18 protein-coding genes and 1 pseudogene are annotated in these 17,917 nt (G+C 64.6%); 16 read left to right on the forward strand and 3 right to left on the reverse strand.

Annotated features, from left to right (window positions below; all coding sequences use genetic code 11):
• Positions 1-3: 3 nt before the first annotated feature.
• From AB4Z10_RS19040 to AB4Z10_RS19065, 6 genes and pseudogenes are all read left to right on the forward strand, one after another.
• Positions 4-1,257, forward strand: a complete 1,254-nt coding sequence (locus AB4Z10_RS19040) for an acetyl-CoA hydrolase/transferase family protein (RefSeq protein ID WP_441471953.1) — start codon at positions 4-6, stop codon at positions 1,255-1,257.
• Positions 1,254-2,456, forward strand: a complete 1,203-nt coding sequence (locus tag AB4Z10_RS19045; RefSeq protein WP_441471954.1) for a CaiB/BaiF CoA transferase family protein — start codon at positions 1,254-1,256, stop codon at positions 2,454-2,456. The genes AB4Z10_RS19040 and AB4Z10_RS19045 overlap by 4 nt, the downstream gene beginning before the upstream one ends.
• A complete protein-coding gene (locus AB4Z10_RS19050) occupies positions 2,456-2,914 on the forward strand; it encodes a MaoC family dehydratase (protein WP_441471955.1) in 459 nt (152 codons plus the stop codon). The genes AB4Z10_RS19045 and AB4Z10_RS19050 overlap by 1 nt, the downstream gene beginning before the upstream one ends.
• Complete coding sequence (locus tag AB4Z10_RS19055; RefSeq protein ID WP_441471956.1) at positions 2,914-3,774, forward strand: HpcH/HpaI aldolase/citrate lyase family protein; 861 nt, start codon at positions 2,914-2,916, stop codon at positions 3,772-3,774. Before AB4Z10_RS19050 ends, AB4Z10_RS19055 begins: the two co-directional genes overlap by 1 nt.
• A 28-nt stretch (positions 3,775-3,802) precedes the next feature.
• Positions 3,803-4,561 carry an IclR family transcriptional regulator gene (locus AB4Z10_RS19060; RefSeq protein WP_441471957.1) on the forward strand — a complete coding sequence of 253 codons (759 nt, stop codon included), beginning with the start codon at positions 3,803-3,805 and terminating at the stop codon, positions 4,559-4,561.
• Between the two features lie 227 nt (positions 4,562-4,788).
• A pseudogene (locus tag AB4Z10_RS19065) lies at positions 4,789-5,643 on the forward strand (IS110 family RNA-guided transposase); the annotation flags it as partial.
• A 402-nt stretch (positions 5,644-6,045) separates the two neighbouring features.
• On the opposite strand, the gene AB4Z10_RS19070 reads toward AB4Z10_RS19065, so the two are convergent.
• The gene (locus tag AB4Z10_RS19070; RefSeq protein ID WP_441471958.1) at positions 6,046-6,819 is read right to left on the reverse strand and encodes an SDR family NAD(P)-dependent oxidoreductase; all 774 of its coding nucleotides are present in this window, start codon (positions 6,817-6,819) and stop codon (positions 6,046-6,048) included.
• Positions 6,819-7,517, reverse strand: coding sequence for a hypothetical protein (locus tag AB4Z10_RS19075; protein WP_441471959.1), 699 nt, complete (start codon positions 7,515-7,517; stop codon positions 6,819-6,821). Before AB4Z10_RS19075 ends, AB4Z10_RS19070 begins: the two co-directional genes overlap by 1 nt.
• 116 nt (positions 7,518-7,633) lie before the next feature.
• On the opposite strand from AB4Z10_RS19075, the gene AB4Z10_RS19080 reads away from it, so the two are divergent.
• The 4 genes from AB4Z10_RS19080 to AB4Z10_RS19095 all read left to right on the forward strand — a co-directional run bounded on the left by AB4Z10_RS19080 (position 7,634) and on the right by AB4Z10_RS19095 (position 11,193).
• Complete coding sequence (locus AB4Z10_RS19080) at positions 7,634-8,482, forward strand: IclR family transcriptional regulator (RefSeq protein WP_441471960.1); 849 nt, start codon at positions 7,634-7,636, stop codon at positions 8,480-8,482.
• Entirely contained in the window at positions 8,479-9,291 is an 813-nt protein-coding gene (locus AB4Z10_RS19085; protein WP_441471961.1) for an ABC transporter permease, read from the forward strand. Before AB4Z10_RS19080 ends, AB4Z10_RS19085 begins: the two co-directional genes overlap by 4 nt.
• 49 nt (positions 9,292-9,340) lie before the next feature.
• Positions 9,341-10,336 (forward strand): ABC transporter substrate-binding protein, encoded by a 996-nt coding sequence (locus tag AB4Z10_RS19090; RefSeq protein WP_441471962.1) that lies wholly within the window; start codon positions 9,341-9,343, stop codon positions 10,334-10,336.
• A gap of 74 nt (positions 10,337-10,410) precedes the next feature.
• Positions 10,411-11,193, forward strand: a complete 783-nt coding sequence (locus AB4Z10_RS19095; RefSeq protein ID WP_441471963.1) for an ABC transporter ATP-binding protein — start codon at positions 10,411-10,413, stop codon at positions 11,191-11,193.
• A 260-nt stretch (positions 11,194-11,453) separates the two neighbouring features.
• Here the strand turns inward: AB4Z10_RS19095 and AB4Z10_RS19100 are convergent, their stop codons facing one another.
• Entirely contained in the window at positions 11,454-12,206 is a 753-nt protein-coding gene (locus AB4Z10_RS19100) for a GntR family transcriptional regulator (protein WP_441471964.1), read from the reverse strand.
• Between the two features lie 111 nt (positions 12,207-12,317).
• On the opposite strand from AB4Z10_RS19100, the gene AB4Z10_RS19105 reads away from it, so the two are divergent.
• The 6 genes from AB4Z10_RS19105 to AB4Z10_RS19130 all read left to right on the forward strand — a co-directional run.
• Entirely contained in the window at positions 12,318-13,664 is a 1,347-nt protein-coding gene (locus tag AB4Z10_RS19105) for an NAD(P)/FAD-dependent oxidoreductase (protein ID WP_441471965.1), read from the forward strand.
• A gap of 49 nt (positions 13,665-13,713) precedes the next feature.
• Positions 13,714-14,484 carry a transporter substrate-binding domain-containing protein gene (locus AB4Z10_RS19110; protein WP_441471966.1) on the forward strand — a complete coding sequence of 257 codons (771 nt, stop codon included), beginning with the start codon at positions 13,714-13,716 and terminating at the stop codon, positions 14,482-14,484.
• A 51-nt stretch (positions 14,485-14,535) separates the two neighbouring features.
• Complete coding sequence (locus AB4Z10_RS19115; RefSeq protein ID WP_441471967.1) at positions 14,536-15,255, forward strand: ABC transporter permease; 720 nt, start codon at positions 14,536-14,538, stop codon at positions 15,253-15,255.
• Position 15,256: 1 nt separating this feature from the next.
• On the forward strand, positions 15,257-15,949 hold the full coding sequence (locus AB4Z10_RS19120; RefSeq protein WP_441471968.1) for an ABC transporter permease: 693 nt from the start codon (positions 15,257-15,259) through the stop codon (positions 15,947-15,949).
• Between the two features lie 107 nt (positions 15,950-16,056).
• A complete protein-coding gene (locus tag AB4Z10_RS19125) occupies positions 16,057-17,181 on the forward strand; it encodes an NAD(P)/FAD-dependent oxidoreductase (protein ID WP_441471969.1) in 1,125 nt (374 codons plus the stop codon).
• 149 nt (positions 17,182-17,330) lie between these two features.
• On the forward strand, positions 17,331-17,917 hold a 587-nt coding region (locus tag AB4Z10_RS19130; RefSeq protein ID WP_441471973.1), incomplete at its 3' end, for an amino acid ABC transporter ATP-binding protein.

The raw sequence follows: 17,917 nt of genomic DNA on the forward strand, positions 1-17,917 counted from the left end.
GGCATGCGCAGTATCGGAACAGACGCACTGGATCTGGCCGCGTTCATCAGACCCGGTGACCGGGTACTGTGCGGCCAGGTCTCGGCCGAGCCGCAGACATTGGCTGCGGCGCTGCCGGCCGCCTTCGGGACCGTCGGGCCGTTCGAGACCTTTCTCGGAACGGTGGTGTCGAACAGTTTCGATACCGTTCCGGCGGATATGCCTTTCGCGGGCTACGGCGCCATGGGCCGGGCGAGCCGCATCGCCCGGCGCGGGCGGCTGGATGTCTGGCCTCTGCACTACAGCGCGCTCGAGGCCGGCTTCGCATCGGGCGCCATTCGTGCCGATGTCGTGTTGATCCAGATCGCAGAGGGGCCCGGCGGCCGATGCGCGACATTGGCCAACGACTATGTCCTGGCCGCCGCCCGTCAGGCGCGTTGCGTGATCGCGGAGGTGAACGCGCGGGCGCCCTGGTGCGCTGGGGCGGAAGTCCCGTCGGACCTCCGCATCGACGCGGTCGTCGAGACGGACCGGGAACCGGTCTCGTCGTCGGCCGCCGCGGCAGGAGGGGTCGAGCGCGCGATCGCGAAGCATGTGGCGGCACTGGTCCCGGATGGAGCGACCATCCAGATCGGCATCGGCGCCATTCCGGATGCCGTCCTCGACGGCCTTGCCGATCACCGCGAGCTCGGCATCCATTCCGGCGTCTTCGGCGACCGGATGGCGGCTCTCGTTGCGCGCGGCGTCTTCACCAATGCCCGCAAGACCGTCGATCCGGGGCTGGGCATCGCCAATGTCGTCGTCGGCTCCGGCCGGGCCTTCGGCGTGCTCGATTGCAATGAGGCGATCCGATTGCGCCCCGCCGCCCATACACATGCCTTTGCCGTTCTGGCGCGGCAGAAGCGGATGATCGCCGTCAATGCGGCGATCGAAGTGGACCTGTCCGGCCAGATCAATGCGGAGGCGGTCGATGGCGCTCCGGTCGGCGGGACAGGTGGGCTCTGCGACTTCTCGCGCGGGGCCAGCGCTTCACAAGGTGGGCGCGCGATCGTCGCCCTGCGCGCGACCGACCGGACGGGCGCGATCTCGCGAATCGTGCCGCGCGTCGGAGCCGTCACGCTCGCCCGCACCGATGCCGATACGATCGTGACCGAATACGGCGTAGCGGAACTCGCCCATCGCGGTGCGGCCGAGCGCGCCCGCGCCCTGATCGCGATCGCGGCGCCGCAGCATCGCGAGATGCTGGAGCGCAGCCTCGTCGAGGGAGCCGCGAAATGACGCAAACCCGCAAGGGCCCGCTCGCCGGCCTGAAGATCGTCGAGTTCGCGGGCATCGGCCCCGCTCCGATGGCCGCGATGCTGTTGTCCGATCTCGGCGCCGATATCATCGTCATAGACCGTCCGGAGCCGAGCGGCCTCGGCATCGCGAAGCCGATCCGCTTCGATGTCACGCGCCGTGGGCGCCGTTCGATCGCGCTCGACCTGAAGCGGCCGGAGGGGATCGCCTGCGCGGTCACGCTCGTCGCGAAAGCCGATGCGCTGATCGAAGGGTTCCGGCCTGGCACGATGGAGCGCCTGGGCCTCGGTCCCGGGATTTGCCTCGAACGCAACCCGCGCCTCGTCTACGGTCGCGTGACCGGCTGGGGCCAGAGCGGGCCGCTCGCCCAGGCCGCGGGTCATGATCTCAACTACATCGCGCTTTCGGGCGCGCTGTCCGCGATCGGGCGGGCGGGCCAGGCGCCGACCGTGCCGCTCAATCTGATCGGCGATTATGGCGGCGGCGCCATGCTGCTCGCCTTCGGCATCGTTTGCGCACTGCTCGCGGCCCGGCAGTCCGGGGCGGGCCAGGTCGTCGATGCCGCCATGGTCGAGGGCAGCACGACATTGATGGCGAGCCTCTTCGGCCTCGCCGCAGCCGGCCTCCACGGACCGGAGCGCGGAACCAATCTCCTCGATTCCGGCGCTCCGCACTACGAGACCTACGCTTGCGCCGATGGCGCATGGATCGCCGTGGCGCCGATCGAGACGAAATTCAGGGACGAGCTGTTGCGCCGGATCGGTTTCGATCCTGCGCGCTTTCCCGATGTCGACGACCGTGCGTCATGGCCGGAGGCCCGCGAACTGCTGAGCCGGCGCTTCGCGGAGCGCAGCCGCGCCGAATGGTGCGCCCTGCTGGAGGGGACGGATGCCTGCTTCGCGCCGGTGCTCAGCCTCGCCGAGGCTCCGGAGCACGATCACGCGAAGGCGCGCGGGAGTTTCGTCGCGATCGACGGCGTCCTCCAGCCAGCCCCCCACCCGCGCTTCAGCCGGACACCGGCGGCGACGCCGACCGCGGCGCGGGCGCCGGGCGAAGGCGGGCGGGCGGCCCTGGGCGAATGGGGCTTGCCCACGGCCGAGATCGACAGGCTGGAAAAGGCAGGAGTCCTCCGCGCCACAGCCGATATTCCCGAAGCGAACGGTAATGCAGGAGCACGATGATGGCCGGACTCTACTACGAGGAATTCGAGATCGGGCAGGTCTTCGAACATGCCTATTCGCGAACGGTCACTGAGCAGGACAATATCAGTTTCAGTCTGATGACCTTGAACCCGCAACCGCTCCATATCGACGCCGATTTCTCCAGCCGCACGGAATGGGGAAAGCCGCTGTTCAACAGCCTCTACACGCTCGGGATCATGATCGGCATGAGCGTGTCCGACACAACGCTCGGCACGACGATAGGCAATCTCGGCATGAGCGACGTGCGCTTTCCGAAGCCGGTGTTCCAGGGCGATACGCTGCGCTCCCGGACCAAGGTTCTGGGCAAGCGCGAGAGCCGGTCGCGGCCTACGGCGGGGCTGGTCGAGTTCGAGCACGAATGCCTCAACCAGCGCGGCGAGGTGGTGGCGGTGTGCCGGCGCATGGCAATGATGCACCGGCAGCAGGCGGTGGCGTGATGCGCAGCCTCCTCTTCGTTCCCGGCGACAGTGCCCGCAAATTCGCGCGCGCCCGTGATTGCGGCGCCGATGCGCTGATCCTCGATCTGGAGGATTCAGTCGCCGCCGACGCCAAGGAGGCCGCGCGGCGCGAGACCGCCGCCATGCTGCAGGCGCCGCGTGGCCAGCAGAAGCTGTTCGTGCGCATCAATGCCTTCGAGACCGGGCTCAGCGCCACCGACCTCGCGGCGGTGATGCCGTATCGCCCGAACGGGATCGCCTTGCCGAAATGCGACGGGCCGGACCAGGTTCGGCGCCTTGCGTATATGCTCGACGCCCTGGAGGCCGCCAACGGCATCGCCGCCGGGAGCACGCTCGTCCTGGCGATCGTCACCGAGACGGCCGCTTCCCTCTTCGGGCTCGGCAGCTATCGCGGCTGCAGCGAGCGCCTATGGGGAATGATGTGGGGTGCGGAAGACCTCGCCGCCTCCTTCGGCGCGACGGCCAATCGCGATGCCGGCGGCATGCTGCCGCCCTACCAGCTCGCGCGCAACCTCTGCCTTGCCGGTGCCGCCGCCGCCGGGGTCGTCGCCGTGGACACGGTCGCCGTGACGATCGATGACCTCGCTGCGGTGGAACGGGAAGCACGCGAAGCGCGACGCGACGGCTTCATGGCCAAGGGCGTGATCCATCCCAGACATGTCGAGCCGGTCAATGCCGCCTTCAGACCGAGCGAGCAGGAGATCGCCTGGGCGCGTCGCATCACCGATGCATTTGGCAATCAGGCCGATCTCGGCGTAGTGAAAATCGACGGTCAAATGATCGACAAGCCGCATTTGCGCGCCGCCGAGCGCATTTTGGCGTCGCTCTCTCCGTCATAGTCACGATCGAAGCGCAACAGGAAGACGCATGCAGGTCAAGCAGGCTGCCAATGTTCTGGAGCTTCTCGAGTTCTTCGCCCGCCGGCAGCGCCCGGCGACCCTGGCCGAGCTCTCGGACGAGCTTGGCTGGCCGCGATCCAGTACGTTCAACCTGATCGGCACTCTCGCGGAGAAGGGCTATCTCTACGAGCCGCGGACCCGAGGGGGCTACTATCCCAGCCCGCGATGGCTGGCCATGGCGCAAGCCGTCTCGAAGGCTGAACCCCTGCCGGAGGCCGCTCTCCAGCTCGTGGCAGAGATCGCCGAGGAGACGGGGGAGACCACGGCGATCGGCGCGCCCGCGAGCACACACGCGCTGTTCATCCATGTCGTCGAGTCGAAGGCGCCCATCCGGTATTTCGCTCGCGTGGGGCATCGCCTACCGATCCATGCTAGTTCGACCGGCCGCGCCATCCTCGCCCAGTACTCCCCGGCGGAGCGTCAGGYGCTTTACCGCAAGCTCAGCTTCGAGCGCTATTCGGCAACGACGCCAATGAGTATCGAGGCCGTCGAGGCTGAGATTCGGCGCTCGGCGGCGCGCGGCTATCATTTCAGCAACGGCGACTTCAGCGCCGATCTGGTTGGCGTCGCCTTTCCGCTGCCTGTCCGCCATCGCCGGCTCTCGATCGTCGTCGCGGGCCCTCAATTCCGCTGTCTCGACAGAACCGCCGAGATCGCTGAGACAATAAGGCTCGCGATTGCGCGCTTTGCCGGCGACCTGTCGGCCGATGAGGGGGCGACCTTCTAAGGCATCGAGTTGATTATCCCGCCAGGTCTCTGGCTTCTTTCCCAAGTCGGCGCGTTGGCCGCTTCATGGTTGGGTCCGACGAGAGGTGGATTACGCTTTTCGCGGAGGGACCTTGCGGTCCCCAACCCGCCCTTGGTCTCACCACCCTTCGGGCCCTAGGGGAGATCGCTCCGCCTTGCAGCCGATCTCGGAAAGGGTGCTGTTGAGGCTAGGCTTGGGTCGGCTCGGCCATCCTGAGCGCTGATTTCGTAGTCCGTACACTGCGCAGGCTTGGCGACGAGCCCCGCATCATTCCGGCGAAGTACGCCAAGCCTTTCGCGAAGGGCCAGAAGAACGACTACAACGACGCCGAGGCCATCGCGGAGGCCATGCTGCGACCGAACCTACGGGTGGCACGGGAGAAGACGCAGGACGAACTCGACCTGCAGGCCTATCACCGTATCCGGTCGCGGCTGGTCTCGCGCCGGACCGCGACGGTCAATCAGATCCGGGCGTTCCTGATCGAACAGGGTATCGCCATTCGCCCCGGGCTGCGGGCCCTGCGAAGCTCGCTCTTCGACATCCTGAAGAACCGGGCCGATAAGATCTCGCCTCGCATGAGCGATCTGATCGTCGGCCTCTATGAGGACTGGCTATGACTCGACGAGCGGATCGAGACGATCACAGCCGAAATCGAGAAGATCGCAGCAGTGCAGGCTGCCTGCACACGGCTTATGAGCGTGCCGGACGTTGTGCCGATCATCTCAACCACGATGGTCGCCGCGATGGGCGACGGTGAAGCCTTCGACCGAGGCCGTGATTTCGGCGCGTGGCTCGGTCTCGTCCCACGACAATACTGCACCGGCGGTAGAACCGTGCTCGGGCGCATCTCGAAACAGGGCAACACCTATCTGAGAATGCTGTTCACCCAGACCGCGAAGGTCATCATCCTGAGACCGCACAACTGGGAGAAGTTCAGCTTCGGAACCTGGTTGAAGGAAGCGGCTCCGCGCCTTCACCGCAACAAGCTCGCTCGCATCAGCTGGAGCGCGCTGCGCAACGGACGGTCCTTCGACACGCACGGGGAGGCGCTCGCAATCTAGCAGCCCCCCAATGAGTTCGCGAGGGAGCAGGCATGCAACGGATTCAATATGCGCACCCTGAGCCTGGTGGCCCTTTTGGCCGCTGAACGGCCGATCTGCTAATGAGCTCAAAGGTGCGCGCGTACTCCCATCAAGGCCACGGCCCGCGGGCCGATCAGTAGCCGGACACATACGAGCGACTTCCGTTACCGCGCCCAACCGTTATGAAACGCAGCCGGTCCATACAAAAGGGCCAATCTCGCTCGTCAGACGCCTCGTCGGGAATGTCGCGCTTGAGTCACCAGCCGATGCTGCCCACCCGTGGGTGAATGTCCGGTCTCGGGTAAGGTGCCAACTTCCGCTCCTGGCACGACGCAGCCTTGAGGATTTGCTTCCTCCCCTTGATGCGACCGAATCTGCCGATCAATAGGTCGCCCGGCCGCCCGACAGGTCGAAGACGCCGCCGGTCGAGAACGAACACTCGTCCGAGGCCAGCCACAGCACCATCCGCGCCACCTCCTCGATCTCGACGAAGCGGCCCATGGGGATGCGCGACAGAATGTCGGCGCGGCGCTCGGCGGAAATCTCCTTCGCCATTGCGGTCTCGGCGGCGGCAGGAGTGATGGCGGTGACGACGATGCCGTCTCGCGCTGTTTCCTTGGCAGCGCTCTTGGTCAGCGCGATCACGCCGGCCTTGCTGGCCGAGTAGGCGGCGGCCAGCGCCATGCCTTCCTTGCCCTGGATCGAGGCGATGTTGACGACATGGCCGCGCAGCGCATGGCCGCCGACACCGCTACGCGGAGCCTGCATCCGCATGCGGCCGAGCAGCGCGCGGCTGACGAGATAGGTGCCGAACAGGTTGACCCGCAGCACCGCCTCGAAATTGCGGGGATCGGTCTCCCAGATCGGCTTCACCTCGCCGAGAATGCCGGCATTGTTGATCAGGATGTCGATGCGCCCACGCGCGGCGAAGGCGGCCGAGGCCGCCGCATCGACGGCGGCAGCATCGGTGATGTCGACCTGCCGGGCGGCGACGCCCAGTTCGGCGGCAGCCGCCTCCAGCTTGTTGGGGTCGGCATCCCATAATTCCACCGTCGCGCCGGCATCGCTCAGCGCTTGCGCGATGCCGCGTCCCAGCCCGCCGGCGCCGCCGGTGACGATGGCCGCGCGGCCGGCAAGGTCGTAGCGCGCATCCATCAGCCGGCGCTCCAGGCGGTCTTGGTCCGGGTGATCTGGTGACGATAGAGGCCAAGCGAATAGGACCCTTCGCCGCCGATGGAGCCGAGGGAAGCGGGTGAGAGCTCCTGCTTCGCCAGCGTGACGAAATCGGCCTCGTCGCCCCAGCCTTCGAGCAGCAGCACCCAGCGCGGCACGGCATTGGCGACACCACGCGCCTTCTGTTCGGCGGTGGCGACGCCGCTCGCCTCGGCATCGGCGACGAGCAGATGCACGCCGGCCACGCCCGGCTTGTCCAGCAGATCCGGGATGAACCGCCGCAGCAGCGCATCGCGGTGAGCCTGCTCGCCTCCCTCGGGCACGTCGTAGCGCAGCGTCGCGATCAACCCGCCCTGGGCCGGGCCGGCACTATGGGCGACACGGCAGATCGAGCGGGCGACCGAGCGGAAGTGCTTGACGGCACTCAGCGTCCAGGGCGTCGGCGCATTGACGCGGGCCGTGTAGTCCTGGCTCTTCAGCGTCTCGACGGTGAGCGCCTCGTAAAGGTTGAAGAACTCCAGATCGGCCTCAATCGCGACATAGCGGCGCCCGCGCAGGAAACCGGGAATGCCCACACGCTCGGGCATGTGCTCCTGACCGTGCCAGGCATAGAACTCGGCGCGCCCCTCCGGCGCGATGTCGTGCCAGATCGCGACCGCCCCCTCACCCGCCAGACTCATGCGCCCTCCCATATTCCGCCGCGAGGCGCGTTGACTTGGCCTCGTCGCGCTCTTATACGGAAAGCAATTCTGAATTGGAAATAATTTCCAAAAATAATCCGAGGGATGAAACGCAGGTGACGATTGCGGCCGTGGAGCGGGCGTTGAAGCTGATGGAGGCGCTGGCCGGCGCGCCGGATGGCGTCGATCTCAGCCTGCTTGCCGAACGGCTCGACCTGCCCTTCAGTGCGACGCATCGCCTGCTCGCCACGCTGGCCGAGCGCGGCTTCGTCCGGCAGGACGCACATTCCGGCGCCTATGGGCTGACGCTGAAGCTGGCCCAGCTCGCCTTTCGCGATCTCGACAGCCGCGGCCTACCCGATGCCGGCCAGATCGTGCTGGACCGGCTGGCGGCGGCGACGCGGGAATATTGCCGGCTCGCCGTGGTCGAGGGCGGCGATCTGATCTGGATCGCCCGCTCGCAAGGCGCGACGGCAGGGTTGCGCTACGAGCCGCCGATGGGTTCCGGGCCCGTGTTGCATGCGACCGCCACCGGCAAGGCGTGGCTCGCCTCGCTGCCGGAAACGGAGGCGCTGCGTATCGTCTTCGCGCGCGGCTTCGACGGCGACGACCGCACCGGGCCGAACGCGCTCAAGGATGTCGATGCGCTGCGCGCCCATCTCGACGAGACGCGGCGGCGCGGTTTTGCGATTGCAGTCGAGGAAGGCGAAATCGGCATCGTCGCGATGGCGACGACCTTTCGCGCCGGGCCAGATCCCGCCGCACCGGTGGCCGGGACGCTTAGCGTCGCCGGCCCCTTGCCGCGCATGCCCGAGGATCGACGCCTCGCCATCACCGAGGCACTCGGGCGCGCGGCGGCGGAGATGGCCGATATCTGGCCGCTGCGCCGACGCCAGATCCCGCAGTCCCACGCCCATCCGCTCGTCTCGGCCAACCAGAACCATCCCGCAGGAACACCGGCATGAGCGATAGTGCCGCCAACGCCTCCCCCGCCGCAGCAGATAGCGGGCGCAGCAGGCTCCCGGAGTGGGGCTCCGCCATCGCCTGGCCGCTGATGAGCTTCGCCGTGCTGCTCGCCGCCTGGGAGTGGCTGGTGCCGCTCGCGCGCATTCCGGAATACATCCTGCCGGTGCCGAGCGCCTTCTTCGAGCGGCTCTGGACCGACCGGGGCGAGATCTTCCGGCACACGCTGGTGACGGGCAACGAGATCGTCCTAGGATTCCTGATGGCGGCTGTGATCTCGATCCCGCTCGGCTATGTCATCGTCTCGGTGCGGATCCTGGAGAAGGCGATCTATCCGGTTATCGTCTTCTTCCAGCTCGTGCCGAAGATCGCGATCGCGCCGCTCTTCGTCGTCTGGTTCGGTTTCGGCCTGTTCCCGAAGGTGCTGCTGACCTTCCTGCTCTGCTTCTTCCCGACTTTGGTGGCGAGCATGACCGGCTTCCGCGCGCTGGACGAGCGCGTGCTCTATCTCACCCGTTCGATGGGCGCTTCCGCCTGGCAGACCTTCCGCTATGTCCGCGTGCCGGCAGCACTGACCTATATCTTCTCGGGGCTGAAGGTATCGGCCGTCTTCGCCGCGACCGGCGCCATCGTCGGCGAGTTCGTCGGCGCTAATGCGGGGCTCGGCTATCTCCTGCTACGCGGCACGAGCTTTCTCGACATGCCGCTGATCTTCGCCTGCCTGGTGGCGCTGAGCGTCGTCGGCATCCTGTTCAGCTACATCGTCGACGGCCTCGAAATCCTGCTGATGCCCTGGCAACGCAAGGGCTGAATCCAGACCACACCAATAAGCCGGACGAACCGGCTCAAGGGAGGACACCATGATGAACAGACGCATGCTGATCGGCGCCGTCGCGGCCATCGCGCTCAGCGCTTCCGGCGCCCTAGCACAAGGCGCCGGCAAGCCGATGAAGATCACGCTCAACTTCCTCGCCGCCGCTCCCAATGCCGGCTTCATGATGGCCAAGCAGATGGGCCTCTACCAGAAGGCCGGCATCGACCTGACCATCGAAGAAGGCAAGGGCTCCGGCACCACGGCCCAGATGGTCGCGACCGGCCAGACCGATATCGGCTTCGCCGACGCACCCGCCGCCATGCAATTGCGCACCAAGGGCGCGCCGGTGAAGATCATCGCGCCGGTGCTGCAGACCAACGGCTTCGCCATCATCGCGCTGGAGGAGAGCGGCATCGCCTCGCCGAAGGACCTCGTCGGCAAGAAGGTCGCTGTGCAGCCCGGCACGGCGCAGACCACCCTGCTCGACGCCATCCTCGCCAGCAACCAGATCGACAAGAGCAAGCTCGACATCATCAACATCGATCCCGGCGCCTTCGTCGGGGCGCTGCTGGAGAAGAAGGTCGACGCCATCCTGGGCGGTGCCGATTTCCACTCCGTCCAGATCCGCGAGCGCGGCTTCAAGGTGCGCGACATCTTCTATCGCGACGTCGGCGTGCCGACAGTGGGGCTCTCGATCATCGCCCGCGACGACAAGATCAAGGCCGATGCCGAACTCTACAAGAAGTTCGTCGACGCGAGCCTGCAGGGCTGGGACGCCGCCCGCAAGAACCCGGATGCCGCCGCCGACGCGGTCGTCGCGCAATTTCCCTCGGTGAAGAAGGCGCAGGTGCTCGCCCAGTTCGACGTGGTCAACAAGCTGCTCTGCGCGCCGGGCGCGACCGCGCTCGGCAAGGTGCCCGACGCAAACTGGACCAAGAGCTTCGAACTGCTGACCCAGTATCTCGGCCTGCCCAAGGACAAGCTGATCACCGATTATTACACGACGGAACTGCTGCCCGCCTCGGCCCCGTCCTGCCCCTGACAACCCAACCCTCGTCATCCCGGACGAAGCGAAACGGAGATCCGGGACGACCTTGGATTGATCGAGATACGAGCATGAACGCCGCAGCCGCCCACGCCGCCGCCTCGATCGAAGGGCGCGGCATCATCAAGACCTTCGGCAGCTTCACCGCCGTCGACGGACTGACGCTCAACATCCGCAGCGGCGAGTTCGTCAGCCTGATCGGCCCGTCCGGCTGCGGCAAGAGCACGTTCATGCTGATGGCGGCCGGGCTGATCCCGGTGAGCCGGGGCGAGCTTCTGGTCAATGGCAAGGCGCTGACCTCGCCGCTCACCGATATCGGTATCGTCTTCCAGGATCACCTCCTGCTCGAATTCCGCACGGCGATGGAGAACGTGCTGCTGCAGGCGGAGATCCGCGGCCTGCCGCTGGAGCCGGCGCGCGAGCGGGCGCTCGACCTATTCGCCAAGCTCGGCATCTCGCATGCGGTCGACCGCTACCCGAAGCAGCTCTCCGGCGGCATGCGCCAGCGCGTCTCGATCGCCCGCGCGCTGATCCACAATCCCGCCGTGCTGATGATGGACGAGCCCTTCGGCGCGCTCGACGCCATCACCCGCACCCAGATCCGCCACGACCTCGAACTGCTCTGGATGGAGCAGGCCAAGACGGTGGTGTTCATCACCCACTCGATCGAGGAGGCGATCGGGCTCTCCGATCGTGTGCTGGTGATGTCGCCGACGCCCGGCAGGATCGTCGACGAGATCGCGATCGAACTGCCGCGCCCCCGCCCGGCCCATCTCGGCGACTATCCGAGCTTCAACCACTACGCCGACCGGATTCACGATGCATTCCGACGCTTCGGGGTAATCAAGTACTGAGGCGGCGCGCGACCGGCACACCCCGGCGGGCGCCGAACTGATCGACCGAGCTTGGCGTATCGCTTCCGTTAGATGTTAATTCCACTGCTCCGCCGACCTCCACAACACATAAGGCCAGATTTGGTCTCGCGGAATTTTCAACGACGGATAGACAAAGCTTTAAATCTCAGGCGCACGATCGATCCGAAGCAATTTATCAAAATAAAAATCACATAACGAGGCGTATATACTAATCTTACCACTCATAACTGGAAGGTAAATCAGCCTTCAGCCTCTTTATCAAGATCAATAGGCTCGAACATCTCGGCATGCTGCTCAAGGAGGATAGGCAGGGCGTCCAGGAGCTTGGTTGTGTGGCGACGCGTCAAGGCTTCGGCTCTGTCGGCGTCACCGGACGCCACGGCATCGAGGATTGCCTCATGCTCACCGATATTGACGTTGTAGAGGTTCGCGTAGCTCGGATCTCTAGCTTCGGCCCTTCGCAGCTTCAAATATCGGATGCGGTCGATTTGGATCCTGTGATCGTCGACGATCTTCCACGCCAGTTCGAAGCCGGCGGCGGTGATGACGAGCCGGTGGAACTCGTCGTCCAGTCGCATGAAACGCTGGATCTCGTTGCTCTCCGCCGCAGTCTTCTGAAGTGCCACGCAATAGCGCAATTCCTTGAGAACGGCAGCCGTCGCCTGCATGCTGGCGCGTCGAGCAGCAGCACATTCAAGGGCTTCTCTGACGAAGCAGGCGGCCTCGACTGCAGGGATCGAGATCTTCTGCACCTGTGTGGCTTTCTGCGGTAAAGACCGGATCAGCCCTGTGTCCCGTAGTTGCAGCAGCGCATTGCGGACGGGGTGCCGGCTCAGGCCGAAAGCATCGGCAATGTCCTGCTCCGAAAGCCGTTCTCCCGGCGCGATATCTAGGCGCACAACGGCGTCCCTGATGACGCGTAGGAGCTGGGCGGCCGCCGATTCTCCGGACGCGAGCGGATGTCGCGAGGCAAGCCGCTTCAACACCGTCATGCATTTCCTCCGTGGTCGCCTGCTTTTGGTTGCTGGCCGCCTTGTTGACATAAAAACGACACCATGCGCAACTGGGCCACTAGTAGCCTAGTGACTCAGAAGCTGGATCCGATGTCGCCTCCCGTTCAGAAAGTCATTTCCAGCCCGCAGCTCCCGCAGAAGGTCGATGTTGTCGTCATCGGCGGCGGTATCGCCGGCGTGAGCACTGCCTTCTTCTTGGCTCGCAAAGGAATTTCAGTCGCGCTCTGCGAGAAGGGGGAGATCGGCGCCGAGCAGTCGAGCCGGAACTGGGGCTGGTGCCGGACCCTGAGCCGCGACCCGCGGGAGCTTCCTCTGGCGATGGAAAGCCTCCGGCTCTGGCGGCGAATGAACGAAATGACCGGGCGCGAGACCGGCTTCCGCCAGTGCGGCATTCTCTCGCTCTGCGCGACAGAGGCGGAGATCGCGGACGCGCAACGGGCTGATGACGAGGCCAGACTCTACCAATCCGACGCGAGGATGATCGGGCCCGAAGAGATCCGTGGGCTGGTGCCGGGCACGGGCAAACCCTGGATCGGGGCTCATTTCGCGCCGAGTGACGGGCGGGCCGAACCTGCCCTAGCAGCTCCCGCGATCGCCGAAAGTGCACGCGACGCGGGCGCCTACATCCTGACTGGCTGCGCGGTTCGCGGCATTGAGACTGCGGCCGGTGCGGTTTCAAGCGTAGTTACGGAAAAGGGCGAAATCGCTTGTCAGTCTGTCGTCCTCGCAGGAGGCGTCTGGTCGCGCCTCATGTGCCGCAGCCTTGGCATCCGGCTGCCGCAGCTCAACGTGCAGGGCAATGTCATGCGGACCGCTCCACTTGACGGCGGGCCGGAGGTCTCGGTGCGGGGCCGTGGCTTCGGCCTGCGCAAGCGCCTCGACGGCGGCTACAACATCGCCTACGGACTTTCGAACGAGGCGCAGATAGTTCCGGACAGCTTCCGTTATCTGTTCGATTTTCTGCCGCGTCTTATGATCGAACGTAAGTCGATCCGGCTCCGCTTGGGCAAACGCTTCCTTGAAGAGGCTCGTGATGCACGCGGCTGGTCGACAGACGGCATTTCCCCGTTCGAGCGAACCCGGATTTTGGATCCGCAGGTCATCCAATCGGACATGGATGCCGCATTGCGCAACCTCCGCGCGGCGTTCCCCGTTTTCGACAACGCAAAGATCGTCGAATCCTGGGGCGGGTTAATCGACGCTACCCCTGACGCCGTGCCTGTGATCTCGGCTGTCGATGAGCTGCCGGGCTTCTTCCTCAGCACTGGCTATTCCGGGCATGGCTTCGGCATCGGACCGGGGGCGGGACGGCTGACCGCCGAGATCGTGATGGGAGATGCTCCCGTCGTCGACCCGACGCCCTTCTCATTCAATCGATTGCGGAAGGGTTCGAAGCCCTTGCTCAAGCAAGATCTGCGACGGCTTCCGCTGCAATAGCGAACGCCGGCAGAAGGACCACCGTCACAGTAAGAGGGGAAAAGACGTGGTGAAAGCACTGACGAGATTGTTCGCGGCCATCGTGCTGCTGGCAACAGCGCCGATGGCCTTCGCTCAGGATACCTTGCGCTGGGGTTATAATTCCGCGCCATTTCCGCCGTGGACCAACAAGAGTCCGGCAGGCGAATGGTACGGCTTCGATATCGACATCATGAACGCCCTATGCCGTGAGATGAAGGCTACATGCGAGATCGTTCCCGTCGCCTGGGATGGAATCATCCCAGCTCTCCAGGCCAACAAGATCGACATCATCTGGTCCGGCATGTCGATGACGGCAGAGCGCGAGAAGGTAGTCGACTTCACTGATCGCTATCGTCGCGGACCGGCAGCTTTCATCGCCCCCAAGGCGCTGAAGGTAGAGGTCAGCGCCGCGGGCCTCAAGGACAAGATCGTCGCGGTGACGAAGGCGACGAATTTTCAGCGCTACCTGGAATCGTATTACGGCAATACGGCCAAGATCAAACTGTACGATACACTGGACGACGCCACCGCAGACCTCGTGGCTGGCCGCAACGATGTCGTCATGGGCGATATCCTGCAGTTGACGATCTTCATGAAGAACGTTCCTGGCCAGCCATACGAGATCAAGGGCATCACGCCTGTCGATCCGATCCTGGGGCGCGGCGCAGGCGCCGGCGTGCGCAAGGGCGACACCGTCTTGCGCGACCGCATGAACGTCGCGCTGGCAGCGATCCGCAAGAGCGGGGAGTACCAGGCGATCGCCAAGAAGTATTTCGAGCACGACCCTTACGGCGAGTGATCCGAAGCGGCGAGCCGGTCTGGCCGGCTCGCCCGCAAGATGGCGGTTGGTATGCAGTTCGACCTTTCAACATTCATGACACTGATTGGCTTCGGGCCAACCGGGTGGGGCGGGCAGCTCCTTCGAGGCGCCCTGACGACGATCGAGATCTCCATCGCTTCCTATGTTCTCGGAATGGCGCTCGGCCTTGTCGGGTGCTGGGCCAAGCTCTCAGGCAGCCCGCTCGCCGAAAAGGTGGCAGAGCTCTATACAACGCTCGTGCGGGCCATTCCCGCGCTGCTCCTGATCATCCTGCTCTATTATACTGGAACGGCACTGTTCGACGCGGCTATGGGGCTGATCGGCCTCAAGGGGCGCATTACGCTCAGCGGCTTCGCCACCGTTGTGTTTGCGCTCGGCTTCATAAAGGGCGCGTACATGACGGAGGTGTTCCGGGGCGCCATGGTCTCTGTCCCGCGGGGGATTCACGAGGCCGGTCGGGCGCTGGCTCTACCACCACTGACGCGTTTCCGCTTGGTCACCCTTCCGCTCATGTTGCGCATCGCATTGCCGGGGCTAGGAAACCTCTGGCAATCGGCGCTGAAGGACTCGGCGTTGGTCAGTGTTGTCGGGTTCGAAGAGCTATTGAATGTCGGGAAGATCGCTGCCAGCCAGACGAAGTTCTATCTCAGCTTCTTCCTGCTCGTCGCGGCGATGTTCCTTGCGATCTCGCTGATCTCCAACCTCTTCATCGCGCGGCTTGAGCGGCGCCTGAACCGGGGCTTCGCCTGAAATGGAACTCGCGTTCTTCGTCGAGATGGTGCCGCAACTCGTCGATGGGTTCTGGATCACGCTCAGCCTGTGGCTGTTCTCGCTACTTGCGGGGCTCGCAGGTGCGACCCTCGTGGCAACGATGCGGATGTCGCCGTCTATCTTGCTGAGCGCACCGGCAAGATCATTCCTGACCGTGATCAGGGGCACGCCGCTACTGATACAGGTTTATATCCTCTACTACGGCTTCGGAAACCTCTTCGCGCAGATGCCGTCGATCCGCTACAGCGCGTTCTGGCCCGTCCTTCGAGAGGGGTACTGGTATGCCTGGGCGGCTTTGACGATCAGCTTTGCTGCCTATGGCGGCGAGATTCTGCGGGGCGGCATCGCCGGCGTGCCCAAGGGCGAGATCGAGGCGGCGCGCTCGCTGGGCCTTCGTAGTTGGATGACTTGGCTGCTGATCGTTCTGCCCCGCGCCTTTCGCATCAGTCTACCGGCGTTGGGCGGCCAGAACATCATCCTGCTGAAATCGACAGTCCTGGCGTCGACTATCACGGTGATGGATCTGCTCGGGATGGCCAACTACATCAGAATGCAGACATTCAAGGTTTACGAGCCGCTTCTGGCCGTAACTTTCGTTTTCGTCATCCTGACATGGATTTCGGCACGCGCCGTGACGTGGCTTGAACGCCGGTACAGCTATGGCGCGGGGTAGAAGCTACCTCGTCCCCGCTTCAAGCGCTCAAACGCATCCAACGATCTGTGCTGCTCGGGAACAGCGTCTGCTGTCGGCAGCCATCACTCACCAAGAGGTCACAGCGCATGGAAATCGGGTCGTCACAGCCCAAGGTTGTCGTCATCGGCGCCGGCATTTTCGGTAGCTCAGCCGCACTCCATCTCGCTCGCCTCGGCGCGCGTGTGACGCTCGTCACCGAAGCCGGGTCGGCGAGCGGCGCTTCAGGACGTTCCCTGTCTTGGCTGAACTCGGCTCGCTTGCGGTCGACTGAATATCACGAACTGCGCATGCTCGGGCTGGAACGGTATCGCACTCTCTTGAAACAGCATCCCGGCGCGCCGTGGCTGCGGTTCGACGGCGGTTTGACCTGGGATGCAGATAGCGAGACCAATGGAATAGCCAGCGTATTCGCGCACGAGCAGAGCATTGGCTATCCTGCACGGCTACTTTCGGCGGACCAGATTGCGAGTGCGACCCCAGGCGTTCGCGCGCAGGCTGTGCCGCCGCAAGGCGCGATCTTTAATCCGGATGAGGGCTGGGTCGATCTGCCGTCTTTGATCGATGTGTTGCTGATCGAATTTCAGGGGCTTGGCGGGCAGCTCGTCCAGAACGCAGGGAAAGCATCGGTTGCCGTGTCCGGCTCGCGCGTGAAGGGCGTGAATACCGCTCAAGGCCATTCTTTCGATGCCGATGCGGTGCTGCTCGCGACGGGGCCTGCTGTGCCGAAGATCGTTGCCGAGGTCGGAGCGTGCATCCCGGATGCTACGCCTATCGGTCTGCTCGTGCGGACCAAGCCGGTCGAAGTCTCCTTGCGTGCGGTTTTGAACACGCCCCGCGCGGCCGTCCGTCCCACGCCTGACGGAGCGCTAGTTGTGGACTCGGGTTGGTCAGAGCGGGAAGTCGTAATCCATCCTGATGGCAGCTACGAGGCCAAGGATTCGACCATTCAGGGCCTGCTGCGAGAAGCTTCCGCGGTTTTGGAGGGCAACCCCAAGCTCGTGTTGGATTCATACGGATTGGGCCCCAAGCCGATCCCCGAGGGCGGAGAGCCAGTGTTCGGCCAACTGGACGAGGTCGCCGGCTATCATGTCGCCTTCAGCCATAGCGGGGCCACACTCGGATTGATCGCTGGTGAGTTGCTGGCAGCTGAGATCGTTACCAGTGAACAGAGTCCGCTTCTCGCGAAATTTCGACCAAACCGTTTCGGATAGGCCGGCACCGTTTGCGAGCCGATCGTAAGCGATTGGCTGTCGGATTTCAGCGAACTTAGGAGACTTGGACGATGAGTGTGATCGAGCCTGCCGGCTCCCGGCCTGCGGCGCTGAAGCAGACCTCGTTGAACACGGCCACGGCGGTCGAGATGATCGGCGTGAACAAGTGGTACGGCGAGTTCCACGTGTTGCGGGACATCAACCTCAAGGTTCAGCGCGGCGAGAAGCTGGTCATCTGCGGCCCGTCCGGTTCGGGCAAGTCGACGATGATCCGCTGCATCAACCGGCTCGAGGAGCACCAGAAGGGCCAGATCATCGTCGATGGCACGGAGCTCACCAACGATCTCAAGAAGATCGACGAGATCCGCCGCGATGTCGGCATGGTGTTCCAGCACTTCAACCTGTTCCCGCATCTGACGATCCTCGAGAACCTGACGCTGGCGCCGATCTGGGTGCGCAAGATGCCCAAGAAGGACGCCGAGGAGATCGCRATGCACTATCTCAAGCGCGTCAAGATCCCGGAGCAGGCGGCGAARTATCCGGGCCAGCTCTCGGGCGGCCAGCAGCAGCGCGTCGCGATCGCCCGCTCGCTGTGCATGAGCCCGAAAATCATGCTGTTCGATGAGCCGACCTCGGCGCTCGACCCGGAGATGGTGAAGGAGGTGCTCGACACCATGGTCTCGCTGGCGGAGGAGGGCATGACCATGCTCTGCGTCACCCACGAGATGGGCTTCGC

This window comes from Allobosea sp. RAF48 (genome assembly GCF_052114025.1).
Classification (GTDB): domain Bacteria; phylum Pseudomonadota; class Alphaproteobacteria; order Rhizobiales; family Beijerinckiaceae; genus Allobosea.